Source organism: Pseudomonas sp. Hz4, assembly GCF_054898165.1.
Genome location: NZ_CM142719.1, coordinates 5,153,970 through 5,173,208 on the forward strand (window position 1 = coordinate 5,153,970; position 19,239 = coordinate 5,173,208).

Annotated in this window: 17 protein-coding genes, 1 tRNA gene and 1 pseudogene; 10 read left to right on the plus strand and 9 right to left on the minus strand. The window is 58.9% G+C overall.

Annotation, left to right across the window (positions count from 1 at the left end; genetic code table 11):
* Positions 1-13: 13 nt before the first annotated feature.
* Entirely contained in the window at positions 14-1,231 is a 1,218-nt protein-coding gene (locus tag ACYZTR_RS23690) for an MFS transporter (RefSeq protein ID WP_461974299.1), read from the minus strand.
* A gap of 332 nt (positions 1,232-1,563) precedes the next feature.
* Here ACYZTR_RS23690 and ACYZTR_RS23695 point away from each other — a divergent pair, with 332 nt between their 5' ends.
* Positions 1,564-3,621, plus strand: a complete 2,058-nt coding sequence (locus ACYZTR_RS23695; RefSeq protein ID WP_461974301.1) for a methyl-accepting chemotaxis protein — start codon at positions 1,564-1,566, stop codon at positions 3,619-3,621.
* 116 nt (positions 3,622-3,737) lie between these two features.
* A tRNA-Met gene (locus ACYZTR_RS23700) sits at positions 3,738-3,814 on the plus strand.
* 252 nt (positions 3,815-4,066) lie between these two features.
* On the opposite strand, the gene ACYZTR_RS23705 is transcribed toward ACYZTR_RS23700, so the two are convergent.
* The 3 genes from ACYZTR_RS23705 to ACYZTR_RS23715 form a co-directional block, all read right to left on the minus strand.
* Entirely contained in the window at positions 4,067-4,369 is a 303-nt protein-coding gene (locus ACYZTR_RS23705; RefSeq protein ID WP_461974303.1) for a hypothetical protein, read from the minus strand.
* 63 nt (positions 4,370-4,432) lie between these two features.
* Positions 4,433-5,137 (minus strand): helix-turn-helix transcriptional regulator, encoded by a 705-nt coding sequence (locus ACYZTR_RS23710; RefSeq protein ID WP_461974305.1) that lies wholly within the window; start codon positions 5,135-5,137, stop codon positions 4,433-4,435.
* A 278-nt stretch (positions 5,138-5,415) separates the two neighbouring features.
* Entirely contained in the window at positions 5,416-6,525 is a 1,110-nt protein-coding gene (locus tag ACYZTR_RS23715; RefSeq protein ID WP_461974307.1) for a DUF2817 domain-containing protein, read from the minus strand.
* A gap of 163 nt (positions 6,526-6,688) precedes the next feature.
* On the opposite strand from ACYZTR_RS23715, the gene ggt reads away from it, so the two are divergent.
* The 3 genes from ggt to ACYZTR_RS23730 all read left to right on the plus strand — a co-directional run bounded on the left by ggt (position 6,689) and on the right by ACYZTR_RS23730 (position 9,471).
* Positions 6,689-8,521: a gamma-glutamyltransferase gene (ggt, locus tag ACYZTR_RS23720; RefSeq protein WP_461974309.1), complete on the plus strand. Its 1,833-nt coding sequence runs from the start codon at positions 6,689-6,691 to the stop codon at positions 8,519-8,521.
* A gap of 275 nt (positions 8,522-8,796) precedes the next feature.
* Positions 8,797-9,096 carry a type II toxin-antitoxin system HigB family toxin gene (locus tag ACYZTR_RS23725; RefSeq protein ID WP_461974311.1) on the plus strand — a complete coding sequence of 100 codons (300 nt, stop codon included), beginning with the start codon at positions 8,797-8,799 and terminating at the stop codon, positions 9,094-9,096.
* Between the two features lie 3 nt (positions 9,097-9,099).
* A complete protein-coding gene (locus ACYZTR_RS23730; RefSeq protein ID WP_461974313.1) occupies positions 9,100-9,471 on the plus strand; it encodes a helix-turn-helix domain-containing protein in 372 nt (123 codons plus the stop codon).
* A gap of 143 nt (positions 9,472-9,614) precedes the next feature.
* On the opposite strand, the gene ddlA is transcribed toward ACYZTR_RS23730, so the two are convergent.
* Complete coding sequence (gene ddlA / locus ACYZTR_RS23735) at positions 9,615-10,709, minus strand: D-alanine--D-alanine ligase (RefSeq protein ID WP_461974315.1); 1,095 nt, start codon at positions 10,707-10,709, stop codon at positions 9,615-9,617.
* Positions 10,710-10,860: 151 nt separating this feature from the next.
* On the opposite strand from ddlA, the gene ACYZTR_RS23740 reads away from it, so the two are divergent.
* Positions 10,861-11,670 carry an AraC family transcriptional regulator gene (locus ACYZTR_RS23740; protein ID WP_461974317.1) on the plus strand — a complete coding sequence of 270 codons (810 nt, stop codon included), beginning with the start codon at positions 10,861-10,863 and terminating at the stop codon, positions 11,668-11,670.
* Positions 11,671-11,746: 76 nt separating this feature from the next.
* Complete coding sequence (locus ACYZTR_RS23745) at positions 11,747-12,115, plus strand: cupin domain-containing protein (RefSeq protein ID WP_461974319.1); 369 nt, start codon at positions 11,747-11,749, stop codon at positions 12,113-12,115.
* A 123-nt stretch (positions 12,116-12,238) separates the two neighbouring features.
* Here ACYZTR_RS23745 and ACYZTR_RS23750 read toward each other — a convergent pair whose 3' ends face one another.
* From ACYZTR_RS23750 to ACYZTR_RS23760, 3 genes and pseudogenes are all read right to left on the minus strand, one after another.
* On the minus strand, positions 12,239-12,847 hold the full coding sequence (locus ACYZTR_RS23750; protein ID WP_461979857.1) for a methyl-accepting chemotaxis protein: 609 nt from the start codon (positions 12,845-12,847) through the stop codon (positions 12,239-12,241).
* Positions 12,827-13,555 (minus strand): annotated as a pseudogene (locus tag ACYZTR_RS23755) (PAS domain-containing protein); the annotation flags it as partial. The gene ACYZTR_RS23750 and the pseudogene ACYZTR_RS23755, both read right to left, overlap by 21 nt.
* Positions 13,556-13,684: 129 nt before the next feature.
* Positions 13,685-14,998: an MFS transporter gene (locus ACYZTR_RS23760; RefSeq protein WP_461974321.1), complete on the minus strand. Its 1,314-nt coding sequence runs from the start codon at positions 14,996-14,998 to the stop codon at positions 13,685-13,687.
* A gap of 200 nt (positions 14,999-15,198) precedes the next feature.
* Here ACYZTR_RS23760 and ACYZTR_RS23765 point away from each other — a divergent pair, with 200 nt between their 5' ends.
* From ACYZTR_RS23765 to ACYZTR_RS23775, 3 genes are all read left to right on the plus strand, one after another.
* Positions 15,199-16,617 (plus strand): short-chain fatty acid transporter, encoded by a 1,419-nt coding sequence (locus ACYZTR_RS23765; RefSeq protein ID WP_461974323.1) that lies wholly within the window; start codon positions 15,199-15,201, stop codon positions 16,615-16,617.
* Positions 16,618-16,728: 111 nt separating this feature from the next.
* On the plus strand, positions 16,729-17,901 hold the full coding sequence (locus ACYZTR_RS23770; protein WP_461974325.1) for a hypothetical protein: 1,173 nt from the start codon (positions 16,729-16,731) through the stop codon (positions 17,899-17,901).
* A 143-nt stretch (positions 17,902-18,044) separates the two neighbouring features.
* On the plus strand, positions 18,045-18,569 hold the full coding sequence (locus ACYZTR_RS23775) for an SET domain-containing protein-lysine N-methyltransferase (RefSeq protein ID WP_461974327.1): 525 nt from the start codon (positions 18,045-18,047) through the stop codon (positions 18,567-18,569).
* 6 nt (positions 18,570-18,575) lie between these two features.
* Here the strand turns inward: ACYZTR_RS23775 and can are convergent, their stop codons facing one another.
* Complete coding sequence (gene can / locus ACYZTR_RS23780; protein ID WP_449643105.1) at positions 18,576-19,220, minus strand: carbonate dehydratase; 645 nt, start codon at positions 19,218-19,220, stop codon at positions 18,576-18,578.
* Positions 19,221-19,239 lie beyond the last annotated feature (19 nt).

The following is a 19,239-nucleotide window of genomic DNA, read 5'->3' on the forward strand; positions in this document are numbered from 1 at the left end:
CGGTCGGTCCGGGTCAGACTTTTTTGGTCCGTGGCAAGAAGATCGCCAACACCCCGAACAACGGCAAGAACGAACACAGGAAGTACACGTATTCGATTCCGTGTATGTCCGCCAAATACCCGAGCAACGCCGCACCAATCCCGCCAAAGCCGAACATCAATCCAAAGAACACCCCGGCAATCATTCCGACATTGCCCGGCACCAGTTCCTGCGCATACACCACGATGGCTGAAAAGGCCGAAGCCAGGATGAAGCCGATCACGACGCTCAGAATGCTGGTCCAGAACAGGTCAACATGAGGCAGGATCAGGGTGAACGGTGCAACGCCGAGGATCGAGAACCAGATCACCGCCTTACGCCCGATCTTGTCGCCAATCGGCCCACCAAAGAACGTCCCCGCCGCTACCGCTCCGAGAAACAGGAACAGGTGCAGCTGCGAACTGGCCACCGACAGGTCGAATCTCTCGATCAGGTAGAAAGTGAAATAACTGGTGAAGCTGGCCATGTAGAAATACTTGGAAAACACCAGCAGCCCGAGCACCACCAGTGCACTGATCACTCGGTTCTTCGACAAACCATGCGTCGCCGCCTGGCCTTGCTTGAGTTTGAACAGGCTCAAGTGGTTGGCGTACCAGCGGCTAATCCGATAGAGCACGAACAGCGCAAACACCGCGAATAATCCGAACCAGGCCACCTGGCCCTGACCGTAAGGAATAATGATCGCTGCAGCGAGCAACGGCCCAAAGGCCGAGCCCGCGTTACCACCGACCTGAAAGGTCGACTGCGCCAAACCGAAGCGCCCACCTGAGGCCAACCGCGCCACGCGAGAAGCTTCCGGGTGAAAGGTCGAGGAGCCGATACCGATCAACCCGGCCGCCAGCAGTATCATCGGAAAGCTGCCCACCACGGACATCATCAGAATGCCGATCAACGTGCAGACTGTCCCGGCCGGTAGTAGCCAGGGTTTAGGGTGCCGATCGGTGTGATAACCCACCCATGGCTGCAACAGCGAAGCCGTCAGCTGGAACGTCAAAGTGATCAAGCCAACCTGGGTGAAGGTCAGGCCATAGTTGGCCTTGAGCATCGGATAGATCGACGGCAGCACCGACTGGATCAGGTCGTTGATCAAATGCGCCAGCGCCACGGCGCCGATGATGCGCATGACCAATGGGTTGCTTTGTGAAGCCGCGGATGCCGGCGCTGTGCCGGTCTGGGCATTGCTGATAGCCATAAGAGTTTCCGTACAACAGAGGGGTGCACACAGGCAGGTGCGTCAATGTGCCATTTTTCAGTGCATCAGCGCCATCCCCTTAGCCTGCTAACGACCCCCATTTTCATCGCTGAAAAGGTGATAGCGTAACGCCATGGTCTGAATCTTGCGTCTGTAATCCGCTTCAACGCGGCCCCTTACAAAGGGGACCGAGAATGGGAAGTTTCGCCACAGAGTCGGCCTACAGAGCTGACGAGGGTGAACTTTCGAGGCCTTTTAAAAGGGCACACGTCGCGGCCGCAACGGTCTCGACGCACGCCGATGGTGCGTGGTGTCCAGAGGAGTTTTGGGGCATGCAGGCTTTTTTATCACCGGGGATAGGGTTGCTGGGGCGTTTTGGTTTCGCACGCAAATTTCAGCTATTGTTCCTGCTGTTTATCCTGCCGCTGACGGGCAGTCTATGGATGATCGGTCAGGACTATCGCGACAAACTGAACCTGATCTCCGGCGAACGTGCCGGAGTTCGGCAACTGCTTGCTTTGGATACACTCGATAACCTGCTCGCCGCCCAGCGTGACCGCGCGGCTCGCTGGCGCGCCACGGAAACCAATCGCCAGCCGACGCCAGCGACGATCGCGGCGATGGCCGCGTTCGATGCGGTTCAGCCAGCCCTCGCCCAAGCCACCTCAGACCTCGGCAACGCACTGCATACCGAAGGCGCCGAGGGCGAAACCCTGGCCCGTTATCAAACCTTGCAAACCGCCCTCAACGGCCTGGACTCGAAAAGCTTGAGCAGCGTCGGTTGGTGGCCAGACGGTTACGATCGGTTCACCAATGCTTTGAGTGCCCTGCAAGCCTTGCGCGAGCAGATCGCCATGGATACTCGCCTGACCCTCGCGCCGTGGCTGGAAACTTATCTGCTGACCCAGATCTCCACCCAGCACGCACCAGACTTGATTGAACGAGTCGGCCGCCTCGCCAGCGTCGGTCAGGCATCAGTGGTGTCTGGACAGTTCACTCTGCAAAGCCGTCTGCAATTGCGCGACTTGCGCAGCCGCATCGGCGATGCCCGGGAGCAGCTTGTCAAAACCGCGAGCCTGCTGGAGGCGCGGCTGCCCAGCGCGCTGCAAGCCTGGTCCGGGCAATACCATGACAGCCTCAAGCACCTGGACGCAGCGTTGAAAGCCCTCGATGACGGCGTGTTCGGCGGCAGCATCAAGCTCAAGCCGGAAGAGTTCGAACGCAATCTCGACGCCCTGCTCTCCGATTTCGCTTCGTTGCGTCAGCAGTCGTTGGTGTCGCTGGATCAGCGTCTGGATGACTACCACGGTTCGGCCATTCGCCAGTTCATCCTCGTTGCGACAATGTTTGGGTGTCTGCTCTTGGCCGCGCTGTACCTGTTCATCTGCTTGCAAGCCTCGATCCGTCGCAGCGCCAGCGGCATCACCCTGCTGGCCGAAGCCTTGCGTGACGGCAATCTGAGCCTTCAAGTACCAGTGCAGGGCCGCGACGAACTGGCCGCCATCAGCACCGCCCTCAATGTTGCGGTAGTGCAGCTGCGCAATAGTCTGTTGGGGGTCGATCATGAAACCTTGCAACTGAGCAACGCGGTGCGCACCCTCAACCATCACTCCAGCGGTGCCTTGGGGGAAGTCGAAGCTCAGCAGTTGCAGATCAGCCAGATCGCCGCGGCCGCCACGCAATTGGCCGCCACCTCGCAAGGGGTTGCCCAGAGTTGCGAACAGGCCTCCGGCAGCGCTCAGCACACCCAGCGCATCGCCGCCGACAGCAGCCGTGACAGCCAGCGCACGACGGCAAGCATTCAACAACTCAATCAGCGTTTGAACGACACCGCTGCAGCACTGGGCCGGGTCAGTGAGCAGGGGCAGCAGATTCAATTGGTGGTGGACACCATCCGCGGGGTTGCCGAGCAGACGAACCTGTTGGCACTTAACGCCGCTATCGAGGCCGCTCGCGCGGGTGAGCAAGGGCGCGGTTTTGCGGTGGTGGCCGATGAGGTGCGCAGCCTGTCGCAACGTACCCAGTCCTCCACCGCGCAGATTGCCGGCACCGTCGACAGCCTGCGCAACACGGTGAACGAAGCGGTAAGTTTGATGGAAGCCGCCTGCGGTCAGGCTCAATCCGACGCCCAAGCCGTCACTGGCCTGGGCGAACGGTTGGGGGAAATTGCCCATGCCGTGCAAAGCGTTACCGACACGCTGGCGCAGATCGCCACTGCGGTCGACGAGCAAGCGACCACCGCCGACGAAGTCAGCGGCAACATCCAGCAAGTCGATCAGGCGGCGGTACGCTTGCTCGAAGGCGCGCGGGCGGTGAACCTGGCGGCGGACACCTTGAGCCAAGGCAGCAAGGCCTTGAGTGCCAATACCGGGAGATTTCAGCTCAGTTGACGCCCTCCCCTCGCCCGGTTTTTCGGGTCAGGTGGATAAGCGGTTGAAAGCGTAGAGAAATATTTTAGATTTACGCTTGACACATCATCATTACGAGCCAATAATGCGCGCCACTTGGCTACATAGCTCAGTTGGTTAGAGCATAGCATTCATAATGCTGGGGTCCGGGGTTCAAGTCCCTGTGTAGCCACCAAGTACCTGTTTACAGATGTCCCCATGAGTCTCTAAACAACCTCAAGAAGCCCGCCTAGTGCGGGCTTTCTTGTTTCTGGCCATCTCTCCCTGTATCTCTCTATACCTTCCCTCCGTGTATCCCCTGTGTATCCTCGACAAATAATTGAACCGAGGGGGTACAAGCCCAAATGAAGCGATCCGAGATAAAACGCCGCCCCCTTTCCGATACCGCATTGGCGCGAAGGGAGCCTAAGAGTAGGGCGCTGAGCTTCTACTCAGGGTAAAAATGTCCCATGAACGTAAGCGCTTCAATCGCCTGGGCGTAAGGGGCAAACCTCGGATCTCCACCCTCGAATGCCTGTGCGACTTTCTGAGCATTTTCAAGGTTGTCCCATTTAGCCAAGTCAGCGAAAACACGGCCTTGTGGATCGGGACAATAACCTGAGAACTCAATCAACCCATCAAAGCCTTTGAGGGTTTCCCGAAGCATCAACCGCAACTCAGGCATTTGGCTTTCGAAGCCTTCCTTGACGGTAAAGATTGCTAGCTCGAGTACATGGCTGTTCTGCGTCATATGTCACTCCAATTGTGTGGTGAGGAGCGACCAGTATCTTGGGGTCGTACTGACACCGTACTGTCAGTGCTTGAGAGGTTGTTGGGCCGTCCATTGATCAGACTGAAACTGCATGTATGACCGCAGGTTCCATTGCGCCTCAAGCTTCTGTCCATCCGTCATGATCTGCAGGCTTCGTATCCGGTCAACTCGAAAGTCTCTGTATGCCTTTCTGGACATACACCATGTTCCGACAGTCCACTTTCCTCCCCAGTAGAAAAGGCCCAAGGGGAACACCGTCCTGTCCGAGATCTCTTCACTCAAGCTGAAATATGAAAAGTGGACGGCTCTCGCCTGCTGAATAGCGCAGTGGAGATCGTCCAAATATCGTTGGTCTGGTGTGACGGGCTTAGCCCTCAACGCGCGGATAGTGGAGAGTGATGGTTCTGTATTGCGAAACGGCAATACGGCAGCAACTTTGCTCAACAGCGTCCTTGCAGAAGAAGCGAGTTCAGTGCCTGCGGAATTTGAAAGCATCTCAACGCCCAACATCAGCGCGTCGAGTTCATCTTGGGTGAGTGTCAGAGGCGGTAACTCAAACCCTTCGTGCAGAGCATACCCAACGCCAGCGACGCCATAGAGAGGAATACCGCTCACAGACAGGTCGTCGATATACCGATAAATCGTGCGGACTGAGACCCCGATACGCCCTGCCAAGTCTTCCGCTGTAATCGGCTGATGTACCCGGATCAGGTTTACTACCTGGAATAGCCGATCTGATTTACGCATGTACTGAAGGACCAATGTGCTCGATTTTAGGAAGGGCGTTGCCATCGCCTCCGACGCATCCCATGTGTCGGGCGCATCTCGTCTGCGGGGCACGGGAGTGAATCAAAAACTGCTCTACTCAGAGCTGAAGTGTTCATTCTCCCCCATTTGGGGAAACAACCCCATGGAAGGCTCGCGTCAAGTAAGTACTAAAAACGGCTTACCGAAAGGTAGGCCGTTTTTTTATGCCTCGAAAAAGTGCCCCTAATAAACAGCGCCGAGCGACCCAAGAAGTCGCGTCAGGAACGAATCGCCGGCAACGCTGACAACGCCCGCTCCCATATTTGCCAAGTGCGCAGCCAGACCATCGCCTGCCAGTCGCTGTCAGCGGGATAGAACTGCTCAAGCAAATTCAATTTGATCCCACGTCCCACGCCATCACTTGGGTCGCCGTGCAGGTGCAGCCAGTGATCGTCGCGCAGATGACGATGAACCTCGGCGCCGGGATACGTCCCGCACTCAATCACAAACGGCATCAACCGCACGTGCGGCAGCGCATTGATCAACGCCTGCGAGGTGTAGCCGGTGGCGGTGGCCGCAACACCGGTTTCGCTCAGCGTGTCGGCGCCGGTCAGCAGCGCGTAGAGCCACGGGCCGTAAATGGCCTGCGCATCCGCAAGCGCTGGATAGGCTGCTTCGGTAATAGTCAGCAACATCGGATGACCATACTCCCCCGCGCCGGTGTGCAAGTCGAAACACATGGCCACTTCGGCATGGGAGACATGCTTTTGAAGGATCTGATGCAACGTGCGGTTCGACCAGCTCGGTGCCCGTCCGCCGTAAAACAAACCATCGGGATAACAGTGCTGGCCGCCTTCGACAATCGACATCACCGCTGGCCAGCCATGTTCGCCGATCTGCGCATTAAGCAAGGCATCGGCGCGATCTCGCTCCGGGCCTTGCAACTCCGTGCAGGCGTAGATTTCATGCAGCGCTGCATAGGCTTGGTTATCCGGCAATGCGTGGTCGAAGTTCAGGTGATTGCGATTCAGGTCGATGTTGTCTTCGTTGACTCGACGCAGCCACGCAGTGCCCCAGGGATTTATCAGGTGGATCATCACCACCGCGACATCGGCCGGCAGCGAACGCTTGCCCAACGCCTGCAACCACTTGATCTGACATCCCGAACCATAGAAGCCTTCAACGCCGTGAGTGCCGCTCAGCGCAATCAGCAAACGCTTCGCGCCCGGATCGCCAAGTACCGCCACATCGGTGCTCAGTGACTCACCGAATGGCCCGTTGAGTGGATGCGGGTACTCGGTCAGCGTCGCACCGGCCGCGGTCGCAGCGGCCAGGAATTGATCACGCTGAGTGCGGTAACTCGGCTGGGTGGGGAACTCGGTCTGCATGTCTGCCTCTTGTTGATCTTCTGGTCAGTCTATTGCCTCGACCCTACAGAGAATCCACTACTTCATGAAGGACAAAAGTGTCTTTGCTGTAGGCCTTGGTTTGCGTCACTCCCTGTCGGCCGATAGAGTCCTCTGATCTTTCCCACGGACGGAGTGCCCCCACGTGTTCTCAGCCTTCCACTTGAGCCTCTATCGCCTGTCAGCCTTTTCGCTGATCGCCACGGCTTTAACCCTCGCAGCCTGTAGTGCCCCGACCTCTTCGACGTTGTCTGTTGCGCCGGAAATCGCTTCGGGTTATCGCGCCGATCTGCAGACCCAACACGCTGCAAAACACATGGCGGCCGCGGCCAATCCGCTGGCCGCCGAGGCCGGACGGGAGATGTTGCGTCAGGGCGGTTCGGCAATCGATGCCGCGATTGCGATGCAGGCCGTACTGACGCTGGTCGAGCCGCAATCCTCGGGCATTGGCGGTGGCGCGTTGATCGTGCTGTGGGATGGCAAGGCCGTGCGAACCTATGACGGTCGCGAAACCGCTCCGGCCGGCGCCACCGAGAAGCTTTTCCTGCAAGCCGATGGCAAACCGATGCCGTTCACCCAGGCGCAGATTGGTGGTCGTTCGGTGGGGACACCGGGCGTGTTGCGGGCACTTGAGTTGGCCCATCAGAACCACGGTCGCCTGCCGTGGGCGCAGCTGTTCGAACCGGCCATCAAACTCGCGGAGCAAGGCTTCGGCATCTCGCCACGCCTTCACCAGTTGATCGCCTCGGACTCGTCCGTGCGCAGCTCACCGGACATGGCGGCCTACTTCCTGAATGCCGATGGCAGCCCGAAAGCCGTCGGCACGGCGCTGAAAAACTTGGCACTGGCCGCTGTGTTCAAACGCATCGCCAAGGAAGGACCGGATGCGTTGTACAAAGGCCCCATCGCACAAGAGATCGTCGCCAAGGTTCAGGGCCACGCCAACCCCGGCAGCCTGTCGCTGAACGACCTCAATGGCTACAGCGCCAAGGAGCGCGCGCCGCTGTGCACCGACTACAAACGCTGGCAGGTCTGCGGCATGCCGCCACCGTCTTCGGGTGGGATCGCCATGGCGCAGATCCTCGGCACCTTGCAGGCCTTGGAAACCCGTGACCCGCGTTTTGCCCTCGCATCGTTCAAGCCGGTCAAGACAAATAAGCCTGCGGGCATTGAACCGACGCCTGAAGCCGTGCACCTGATCTCCGAGGCCGAGCGCCTGGCCTACGCCGACCGCGCGCTGTACGTGGCCGACGCCGACTTCGTGCCCGTCCCCGTCAAAGGTCTGGTGGACCCGAGTTACCTGGCCAGCCGCGCCGCGCTGATTGGGGATCGCAGCATGGGCACAGCCAAACCCGGCACCCCGCCGGGCATTCAGGTCGCCTATGCGCCGGACCGCTCACCGCTGCGTATTTCCACCTCGCAAGTGGTGGCGGTCGATGACGAAGGCGGCGCCGTGTCCATGACCACCACCGTGGAATCGGCTTTCGGCTCACACCTGATGGTTCAAGGCTTCCTGCTCAACAACCAGATGACCGACTTCTCGTTCATCCCCGAAGAGAACGGCCAGAAGATCGCCAACCGCGTCGAACCCGGCAAACGCCCGCGCTCGTCCATGGCCCCAACCCTGATCTTCGACCGCCAGAGCGGCGAATTCCTCGCCAGCGTCGGTTCCCCCGGCGGCTCGCAGATCATCCAATACGTCGCCAAATCCACCATCGGTATGCTCGACTGGAACCTTGATCCGCAAACCGCCATCAGCCTGCCCAACTTCGGCAGCCGCAACGGCCCGACAGAACTGGAACAGGGGCAGTTCAGCCCGGCGCTGATTCAGGCGCTGAAGGACAAAGGGCACAGCGTCAACGAAATCGACATGACCAGCGGGATCCAGGCGATTGTTCGGGTGAAGGATGCTCAGGGGAGAACGTCGTTGGCGGGAGGGGCCGACCCGCGACGTGAGGGAGCCGCGTTGGGGGATTGAGTCTTACGCAGGAAAGAGCAAGGGCTTACCGAGAGGTAGGCCCTTTTTAAAGGTAACGAATACTGATCGGCCATCTTGCGCCGCCTTTTCCTACCCACAGATGACTGCTTCTTGGATAGAGTTTAAAGATCAGTTTTCCCCAGTTCCGCGTCTGCCCCAACTCATCAAATCAGCTGTCGGCAGTGCTTGATTACAGAAGTCGAACTCACTCCTCCGCACATCGGATGCGCCTCCAAAGACTTGTATCAGTCCCACGACGGGACTAGGATCACTCCATGAGAATCATCGCTATCAGTCAGCTGAAAAGGTTTTGGGAGAAATACCCAGACTCGGAACAATCCTTTCTGGCCTGGATTGATGAGGCAAAAAATGCTGAGTGGAAAGCGCCAACGGACATAAAGGCGCACTTTGCTACCGCCAGTATTCTCAAAAGCCGCAGAGTCGTGTTCAACATCAAGGGCAACTTTCGGTTGGTAGTCGCTGTGGCCTATCGCTTCGGCGCCGTGTACATAAAATTTGTCGGCACTCACAAGCAGTACGACACGGTCGACGCTAATACCGTCGAGATGGAGTAACCCATGAACATTCGCCCAATTCACACCGACGAGGACTACCGTGCAGCCATCAAGAACGTGTCAGTGCTGTTCGACAACGAACCAGAGCCTGGCACCCCCGAGGGTGATTACTTCGACATTATGATCACGCTGATCGAAGCCTATGAATCGAAGCGGTTTCCCGTGGACCTGCCCAATCCAATCGATGCGATTAAGTTTCGTATGGAGCAGTCCGGCCTGTCTGCTGCAGACCTCGCACCCGCCATTGGTCGCACAAACCGAGTATATGAAGTGCTCAATGGCAAACGTGCATTGACGCTTCCGATGATCTGGAAACTTCACGATCTGTTCGGGATACCCGCGCAGAGCCTGATCAAGCCGGTAAAGCAGGCTTGATCAGGTGCCAGTCGACTCTTGAAAATGCATCAACATGACCCAGGGTGCCTTCACCAGCGCGATCGCGTCACTGCCGACAGCCAGACGTTACGTGCACTGACCTTCATGACGTGTCTCCTCGAGTAATTATTATTGTATTCAGCCTAGCGAGAGATCTTCAGCGCCTGCCGCGCCTTATGCTTCTCCAGCGCCAGCTCGATCAACCGACTGACCAGCTCGCTGTAAGTCATACCGGTGGCCTGCCATAGCTTGGGGTACATGCTGATGCGGGTGAAGCCGGGCAACGAGTTGATCTCATTGATCAGCACTTCGCCGCTGTCGGTCAGGAACACGTCGACCCGCGCCAGCCCCGAACAGCCCAACACCTGAAACGCCTCGACAGCCAGGGCACGAATGCGTTCGCTGGCCTCGATGCTGATGTCAGCCGGCACCACAACTTGCGCCGCTTGAGCGTCGATGTATTTGCTGTCGTAGGAATAGAACCCGCTGCGCACCACGATCTCGCCACAACCGCTGGCGATGGCGTCTTCATTGCCGAGCACCGCGCACTCAATCTCGCGGCCACTGACGGCGGACTCGACCAAGACTTTCTCATCGAAACCCAGTGCCAGTTCTACCGCTGCCGCGTACTCGGCTTCGTCATTCACCTTGCTCACGCCCACGGAAGATCCCTGGTTCGCCGGTTTGACGAACAACGGCAAACCGAGTTTGCCTTGCACCTCGGCGAACCCGGTGCGCGCCGCGGTGGTGCGGGTCAGGGTGACGAACGGCGTGACCGCCAACCCGGCGTCACGCAACAGGCGTTTGCTGATGTCCTTGTCCATGCAGACGGCCGAACCGAGCACGTCGGAACCGACAAACGGCAGATCGGCCATGCGCAGCAGCCCTTGCAGGCAACCGTCTTCGCCCAAGGTGCCGTGGACGATCGGGAAAATCACATCGACGTGACCCAGCAGTTCCTGACTGGAAGTTTCCACCAATTGCTGACTGACCTTGCCCGGCACGACGGCCAGCTCGCGGTTGGACCGGTTGAGGGCGATCAGCGCCGGGTTTTCCTGATTGAGCAGGAAGTTTGAAGGGTCGTTAAGGTGCCAGTGGCCTTGCTTGTCGATGCCGATCAGCACCGGCTCGAAACGCGAACGATCCAGCGCATCGACGATGTTTTTCGCCGATTGCAGCGACACTTCGTGTTCAGCCGAACGGCCGCCAAAAATAATGCCTACCCGCAGTTTGTTCATTACCTGACCCACCTTTATGGCTTCAGCGAATGTTCAGCACCTTGCAACATTAGTCCGGGATTTTCTACCCGCCGGTAGATCCGATCGGCAGCAGACAGGCGGCTGGTCAGTGGGGTAACGTATCGCGCAACGAGCTCAAGACAACAACACCATGGCCAAGCACACGCCTCCCATCGACTGGTTCCACCGCGCGCCCGACGTCGGCGGGCTTCAGCGTTTCGAAGCGTTTTTTGCAGGCCACGGTTACAACCTTCACCGCCACGACACCTATGCCATCGGCCATACCTTGGCCGGTGTGCAGAGCTTTCAGTACCGCAGTGGCTGGCGCCACAGTCTGCCAGGCGGGACCATGGTGCTGCACCCGGACGAAGTTCACGATGGCGAAGCCGGCACTGAGACCGGGTTCCAATACCGAATGATGTACATCGAACCGGCGCTGATCCAGCAGATGCTCGGCGGGCAGCCGTTGCCGTTTATCAAGACCGGATTGTCGACCGATCCACGTTTATTCGCCGCCACCGCCGTGCTGCTGCGAAGCCTCGATTGTCCCCTCGATCCTCTGGAAGAACAGGATGCGCTGTTCGATCTGGCCCAAGCCTTGAACAGCGTTTCCGGCGTGTCTGCCACCCGCCAGAGCTTCGACTACGTGGCCGCCGAACGCGCGCGGGAATTCATTCACTGCGCCATGGATCGCACCGTGACGCTGGAAGAACTGGCGCAACACAGTGGTCGCGATCGCTGGAGCCTGTCGCGGGATTTTCGCCTGTTGTTCGGCACCAGCCCTTATCGATACCTGACCATGCGCCGCCTCGACCTGGTCCGTTCGCTGCTGATCCAGGGCCAGTCACTGGTCAGCGCCGCGCTGATCGCCGGCTTCACCGATCAAAGCCACATGACCCGGCAGTTCAGCAAAACCTACGGCCTGTCGCCGGCCCGCTGGATGAAAATGCACCGCCGCTGAGCCACGCACAATCGTTCAAGAAGCACACCGATACGCGGGCTATCGTGGATTTACGATCCACCACGAGCGCTGCTTCATGAAAGCTTACGAAAGCCTGAATTTCGCTGAAAAAATCGCCAAGATCGGCCCGTACTGGACGCCCAGGGTCATCGCCGAAATGAACGACTACCAGTTCAAGGTGGTGAAACTGCTGGGGAATTTCATCTGGCACGACCACCTTGATACCGACGAAACCTTCATCGTGCTCGAAGGGCAATTACGCATCGACTTTCGCGATGGCCACGTGTTGGTGAACGCCGGCGAAATGTATGTGGTGTCAAAAGGTGTCGAGCACAAACCGTTTGCCGAGCAGGAGGTAAAACTCCTGCTGATCGAACCCAAGGGTGTGCTGAACACTGGCAACGAAGGTGGCGAGCGCACTGCGCAGAATGATGTTTGGGTGTGAAAGGCCAGCTGCTTACGGCTGCAGAGCCTTGGCCAAGGGAACCGGACGGCGGTGAGAAACGCTCATGATGGCGGCTCCTGGGGAAAACGCCGACTGTAGCGATTTCCACCGGGAGGGCAGGCATCAAGTCGCCAGCTGATTGGCAAACTGCCCGACCGCGTTCACCACTTTCTGTGCACCGTCCTGAATCTCGACAATCACCGTACCCGCCTCTGCCGCCAGCGCCAGCCCCTGCTCCGCCTGGAGTTTGCCCTCGGTCATCAGCGCCACGGCGGTACGCGCCATGTCCTGGTTCTGACGCACCACGCCGACGATTTCATCGGTTGCCTGGCTGGTGCGCGAAGCCAATTGCCGGACTTCATCTGCCACCACCGCAAAACCACGACCCTGCTCGCCGGCCCGAGCGGCTTCGATGGCCGCGTTGAGCGCCAGCAGGTTGGTCTGTTCGGCAATCCCGCTGATGGTTTTGACAATGGTGCCAATCACCAGCGACTGCTCGTTCAGCGCTTCGATACCTTCGCCGGCGGTCTGCATGTGTTTGGCCAAATCACGCATCACGCTCACTGCCTGAGTCACCACGGCGTTACCGCGCTGCGCGCTGCTGTCGGTTTGCTGCGAGGTGCTGTAGGCAATGTTCGCCGCTTCGGCGACGGCTTGCTCCTGATTGACTTGATCGGTAATCACCGTGGCGAACTTCACCACTTTGTAGAGCTTGTTGTTGGCATCGACCACCGGGTTGTAGGAAGCCTCCAGCCAGACCTCGCGGCCGTGGCTGTCGATGCGTTTGAAACGGCCAGCGACGAACTCGCCTGCATTCAGACGGCGCCAGAAGTCCTGGTACGCGGCGCTGTTGTAATCCTCCGGTTGGCAGAAAGTGCGGTGATGTTTGCCCTTGATCTGCGCCAAGCTGTAGCCCATGCCGCTGAGAAACCGGTCGTTGGCTGCAAGCACATTGCCATTGAGGTCGAACTCGATCACCGCCGTGGAGCGCACGAGCGCGCCGATCAGGTTCTCATGCTCACGGGACGCCTCGATGGTGCGGGTCAGGTCACTGGAGTAAATCGAGAAGTGCTTGATCCGGCCGTCCGGGGACCGAACCGGCTGCACGATCGAGCGCAGCCAGGCTTCCTGGCCATTGCCGCGCAGCAAGCGCACCGCGCCGGCAAAGTGCTCGCCACGGGTCAGGGCGGCTTTGAAACGGTGGTGGAATTCGTCCGATTTCACATGGGCCGGGACGATGTCTTCGATGTGTCGACCCATCAAGTCGTTGCTGTTGTAGAGCATCTCGCCGATGAAGTTCTGGTTGACCGATTGAATCCGCCCATCGGTATCGAGGGTCAGGACCAGCATCTCGCTTTCCAGACTTTCCTTCACTTGCTGGAGGCTGAAGAGTTCTTCGCGAAGAGCCGACAGCTCCTGCTTCAAGCGTTTGTTGAACATGGGGATACACCGATGGACAGGGATAGAAAGCGGTATGCAGCCTAACCATCGGCCTTGGGGATATTTTCTGAAGAGTGTTTCAGAGTTGTCCTACAAAAATAGTTGCTACACGAACGGTCCTGCCTTCGATTAGATCGCGCCAGCAGGCGAACAGCTTCCAACTTTTGGCATCCTCGTCCCGAAATACGCGGCACTGCTCACACCCACAGCCCCCATCACCGCGCAGAAGATCACGCAGATCCACGGGCTCCACGGCATCAGACCGATCAGCAACAACGGTGTGATACTCGCCCAGGCGGCGTAGGCGATGTTGTAAGTGAAGGAAATGCCCGAGACACGAATCCGCGCCGGAAACAGGCTGACCATCACCGACGGCACCGCGCCGACCACCCCACAACTGAGACCGGCCACCGCGTACGCCAGGCCAATCCAGTTGCCACCGATGATCAGGCAGGTATAGAGCACGCCGATGCCCAGTGGCAGCAGCAGGCTATAGAGCATCACCGTGCGCCAGGCCCCAATGCGGTCGACCAGCAGGCCGGCGAGTACGCAGCCGATATTCAGAAAAACAATGCCCAAGGCACTCAAGGCGAAGGTGTGGCTGGCGGTCATGCCGAAGGTTTTTTGCATCATGGTCGGGGTGATCACCACGAACACCACCACCGCTGAGGTCAGTACGCAGGTGAGGATCATCGCTGGCAGCATGGCCTGACGATGCTCACGCAAGACCGTGCGCAGCGGCAGCTCGACGGCTGCATCGCGTTGGGCCTGCATGGCCATAAACACCGGAGTTTCGCTGAGCCAGCGGCGTAGCCAGACGCCGATTACGCCGAACACGCCGCCCAGCAGGAACGGGTAACGCCAAGCGTAATCAAGGATTTCTGCCGGGGTGAAGGCCTGTGCCAGAAACGTCGCCGTCAGGGCGCCGATCAGGTAACCAAAGGTCAACCCGGCCTGCAGGAATCCGAGGGCATAACCGCGATGCCCGGCCGGTGCATGCTCGGCGACGAACACCCAGGCGCTCGGTACTTCACCGCCCACCGCCGCGCCCTGGAGGATTCGCAGGGCCAACAGCAGCAGCGGGGCGAAATAACCGATCTGGGCGTAGGTCGGCATGATGCCAATCAACAGGCACGGCAGCGCCATCATCAGGATGCTCAGGCTGAAGACCTTCTTGCGGCCCAGTCGGTCGGCGAAATGCGCCATCAGAATCCCGCCCAACGGCCGCGCCAAATAACCAGTGGCGAAGATCCCGAAGCTTTGCAGCAGACGCAGCCACTCCGGCATTTCTGGCGGGAAGAACAGCTGGCTGAGGGTCAGTGCGAAAAAAACGAAAATGATGAAATCGTAGATTTCCAGCGCGCCACCTAACGCCGCAAGGCCCAGGGTCTTGTAGTCCGAACGGTTGAACGACGCCGGGCGCGAATCGGTATTGGCAGTCATGAAAAGAACTCTGGCATAGGCAAAAACCAAGGCGCCCATGGTCTACGCAAACGCGCCAACGGACAACCCGTTAGACCAAAGTCTCAGCCTCGCAAAACCTGATCACAAAAAAGGACCGATTGATTTACTGTTGGCACCTGTCTGGACGGGCCTTTGCGGCCCTGAAGACCACAACAAACATAAAAATTCGAGGTATACCCGTGGCCGCTGATATCGAAGATACCCGCTCTGCCCGCTTTGCCCTGCGCTGCTCAAGCTTTGCCGAACGCTGGTTCCCCGATTCCTGGGTGTTTGCCGCACTGGCGGTGATTATCGTCGCCGTGGCCACCCTGTTTATGGGCGCCAAGCCCACCGACGCAGCCATGGCCTTCGGTGACGGTTTCTGGAGCCTGATCCCATTCACCATGCAAATGGCTTTCGTGGTGATCGGCGGTTATGTGGTCGCTAGCTCGCCACCGGCGGTGAAATTGATCGATCGGCTGGCGCGGATTCCGAAAAACGGTCGCTCGGCCGTGGCCTGGGTTGCGTTGATCTCCATGGTCGCTTCGCTGCTGAACTGGGGGCTGTCACTGGTGTTTGGCGGTTTGCTGGTGCGCGCCCTCGCCCGCCGTACCGATCTGAAAATGGACTACCGTGCCGCCGGTGCCGCCGCCTATCTGGGCCTCGGGGCAGTGTGGGCCTTGGGCCTGTCCTCGTCCGCCGCGCAATTGCAGGCCAACCCGGCCAGCCTGCCGCCGTCGATTCTGTCGATCACCGGCGTGATTCCTTTCACGCAAACAATCTTTCTCTGGCAGTCCGGCGTGATGTTGCTGGCACTGATCGTGATCTCGCTGATCATCGCCTACGCCACTGCACCCGGCCCGAACTCGGCCCGGGATGCCAAGGCCTGCGGAATCGATCCGAGCTTTAATATGCCGCCATTGCAACCGCGCACCCGCCCCGGCGAATGGCTGGAGCACAGCCCGCTGCTGACGATTTTGCTGGTGCTGCTGGCGGCCGGGTGGCTGTTCCATGAGTTCTCGACTAAACCTGCGATCAGTGCGATTTCCGGGCTGAACACCTACAACTTCCTGTTCATCATGCTCGGTGCCCTGCTGCACTGGCGCCCGCGCAGCTTCCTTGACGCGGTGTCCCGCGCGGTACCGACCACCACGGGTGTCCTGATTCAGTTCCCGTTGTACGGCTCGATCGCCGCGCTGATGACCACCGTCAAAGGCACTGATGCTCAGACGCTGGCTCACCACATCTCGACGTTTTTCGTACAAATCGCGTCCCACGACACCTACGCGCTGCTGATGGGCGTGTACTCAGCGATCCTCGGTTTCTTCATCCCGTCCGGCGGGGGCAAGTGGATCATCGAAGCGCCGTACGTCATGCAAGTGGCCACCGACCTGAACTACCACCTGGGCTGGGCCGTGCAGATCTACAACGCCGCCGAAGCCCTGCCGAACCTGATCAACCCGTTCTACATGCTGCCGTTGCTGGGTGTGCTCGGGTTGAAGGCGCGGGACTTGATCGGGTTTTCGTTCGTGCAACTGCTGGTGCACACGCCGCTGGTGCTGTTTCTGCTGTGGGCGTTGGGGACGACGCTGACGTATACGGCGCCGGTGATGCCATAACGCAAAAAAGGGTCGATATATCTATCGGCCCCTACTTCTTGTTCGGTCCAGTCTGTTTCAGTATGTAGGCGCCCCCGAAGCTAAGGGCCCACACGCTGATTAGGATTGAGCATGTTCAAATTCGCAGGACTCACCTTCGCGGCCCTCACCTTGAGTGCCGCCGCCCATGCCGATGTCGACCTGAAGCTGGGCAGCACCGAACGCGTCACCCGGTTGTTCGCTTATCCCAACAACTGCAATGTAATTTGTTTTCGCAACTGGACGCTGGAGCAAACTGTCGAGCATTACCTGACCCAAAGCGTGCAGCGCGATGGCTACAACGCGGCGAAAGTGCGGGTCAAAACCGATAACGATCAGCTCTACGCCGAAATCAGCGGTGTACCCAATGGCTATGAAAAACCGTTGGCGGCGTTGCTCGATGCCGGCGATCTGGCCTACACCGGCGCCAGCAAGCTGAATGCCGATGGCAAGTGGGCTTATAGCTGGTATCTGTTCCTGCCACTGGGTATGGCCTTGGAAAACCGCAAAAGCGTCGAGTTGCTGCACTTCCCACCGGATTACTCGTTGACCCAGGCTCAGGATTACCTGAAATCGGCCACCACCGATCGTTGGGCCACGCTGCTGACTGAAAACGGCATTCCCGCCGAACAGACACCCGGTTATCAGACCATAATCGACATCGCACCGATTGCCGCACCTTCCAGCGCCGGCAAAGATCTGGAAGGTGTCTACGACTACTTCAAGGACTACCAGACCACGATGGTCAAGCAACTCAGCCAGAACGCCAGTGGTGCGGCGTTGCCGATGGTCGCCTTCGGCGCGCCGGTACGTAACTGGATCAAGCAGCAATACGGGCCGACCGTGAACGTGCTGGGCCTGGTCAGCATCAGTCCGAGCGACGGCGTGAAAGTGCCAGTGCTGGGTTCCAACCACCCAAGCTATATCTGGTACGCCGCCGACCCTGACACTTATACCGGCAACGATGCCCAGGCCAAGGCCGACGCGGCTGGCCTTAAAGTCATGGGCCAGGATTTGAGTGCCGCGTGCTGGCAGGCCGCCATGGGCCGCCAACCGGACAGTAATCCCGACGTTGAACTGAAAAGTTGCACCCAAACCTGGCAAGTGGCCCAGTCAGAAAAAACCTGCGAGCTGTTCTATACCTCGATCCGCGACCTGACGCCCGAAAAAGCCGTGGCCAAGTGCGCGACGACTCCGATCAAATCTCAGCTCAAACAGCTGAAAGCCCCGGTACCCGCGACTGCGATCCCTGCCCCGCATCTGTAAAACGATGAACGGCGGGTCTACTGTCAGTTATGACAGTAGACCCGCCGTTTCATTTGCGAGAGGCTTGAGACGAACCCAGCGTTGCAGGGCTGACAAGGTCGTCAGCTGACGGAGGTCGCAGCACCTAGCCGACAAGGAACGTTATGAAAACCCACTCCCCGCTCCGGAATCTTGCACCACCACTCGATGGGGTTTACCCATTTGCAGAGTTACCCGTTCGCCTTGGATTCCCCTCCAGGGCTGACTTCGACATTATCGACAACGCCAACGGATCGGCGGCGGCCGTCGTAGCACTTCGGGACTTTCCACGCATCAGCCGAATTTGTCGGGCTTCGGGGCACCTGCTGCCCTATCGCTGTCGGCATACCCGGCAACTGGCCCGTGGCATCCATGTCTACGATCCGCGCTTCTGCGGGCTGCTGCGTCACTCCTGCGACCCTAACGTATTTCTCGACATGAGCGAGCTGTGGTTATGGGCGCTGAAGGACATCAAAAAAGGCGAACAGCTGACGATGGACTATGCCGCCACAGAAGACAAACTCCTGCGTCAGTTCGCCTGCCGGTGTGGATCGTCCGACTGCCGAGGCTGGATCACCGGCTACGATGAACCGCCGAACGCCGACGGCCAGTTGTTTTTGCAGCACTGGCGTCGGCGAACGCTCTGTTGAAGGGCGTTACAACGCCTCGACCGGACGCAAACGGTATTGCGGCGGCAGTTGCTCGAAACCACTGATGGTCGCGTTCAGGCTTTTCCAACGACCGTCCTTGATGCCATAAATACAGCCGTGAATCGACAGGTTCTGTCCGCGGTGCCAAGCGTTTTGTACGATGCTGGTGTGCCCGACGTTGGCCACTTGCTGGATCACGTTGAGTTCGCAGAGACGATCGACCTGCTCTTCTTCGGTGGGCAACTTGGCGAGTTCTTCGCGTTTTTCATAATAGAGGTCGCGAATCGAGCGCAACCAGCCGTCGATCAGGCCCAGCTGACGGTCCTGCATCGAGGCGCGCACGCCGCCGCAGCCATAGTGGCCGGTAACGAGGATGTGTTTGACCTTGAGCACGTCGACTGCGTACTGAATCACCGACAGGCAGTTGAGGTCGGTGTGCAGCACCACGTTGGCCACGTTGCGGTGGACGAACAGGTCGCCGGGCAGCATGCCGACGATCTCGTTGGCCGGCACGCGAGCGTCGGAACAGCCAATCCACAGGTATTCCGGTGTCTGCTGGCGGGCCAGCTTGGAGAAGAAGTCCGGATCTTCCTGCTTGATCGCTTCGGCCCAGCGTTCGTTGTTATCAATCAGATCTTGTAATTCGTTCATGCTGTGAAGCCTCGATAAT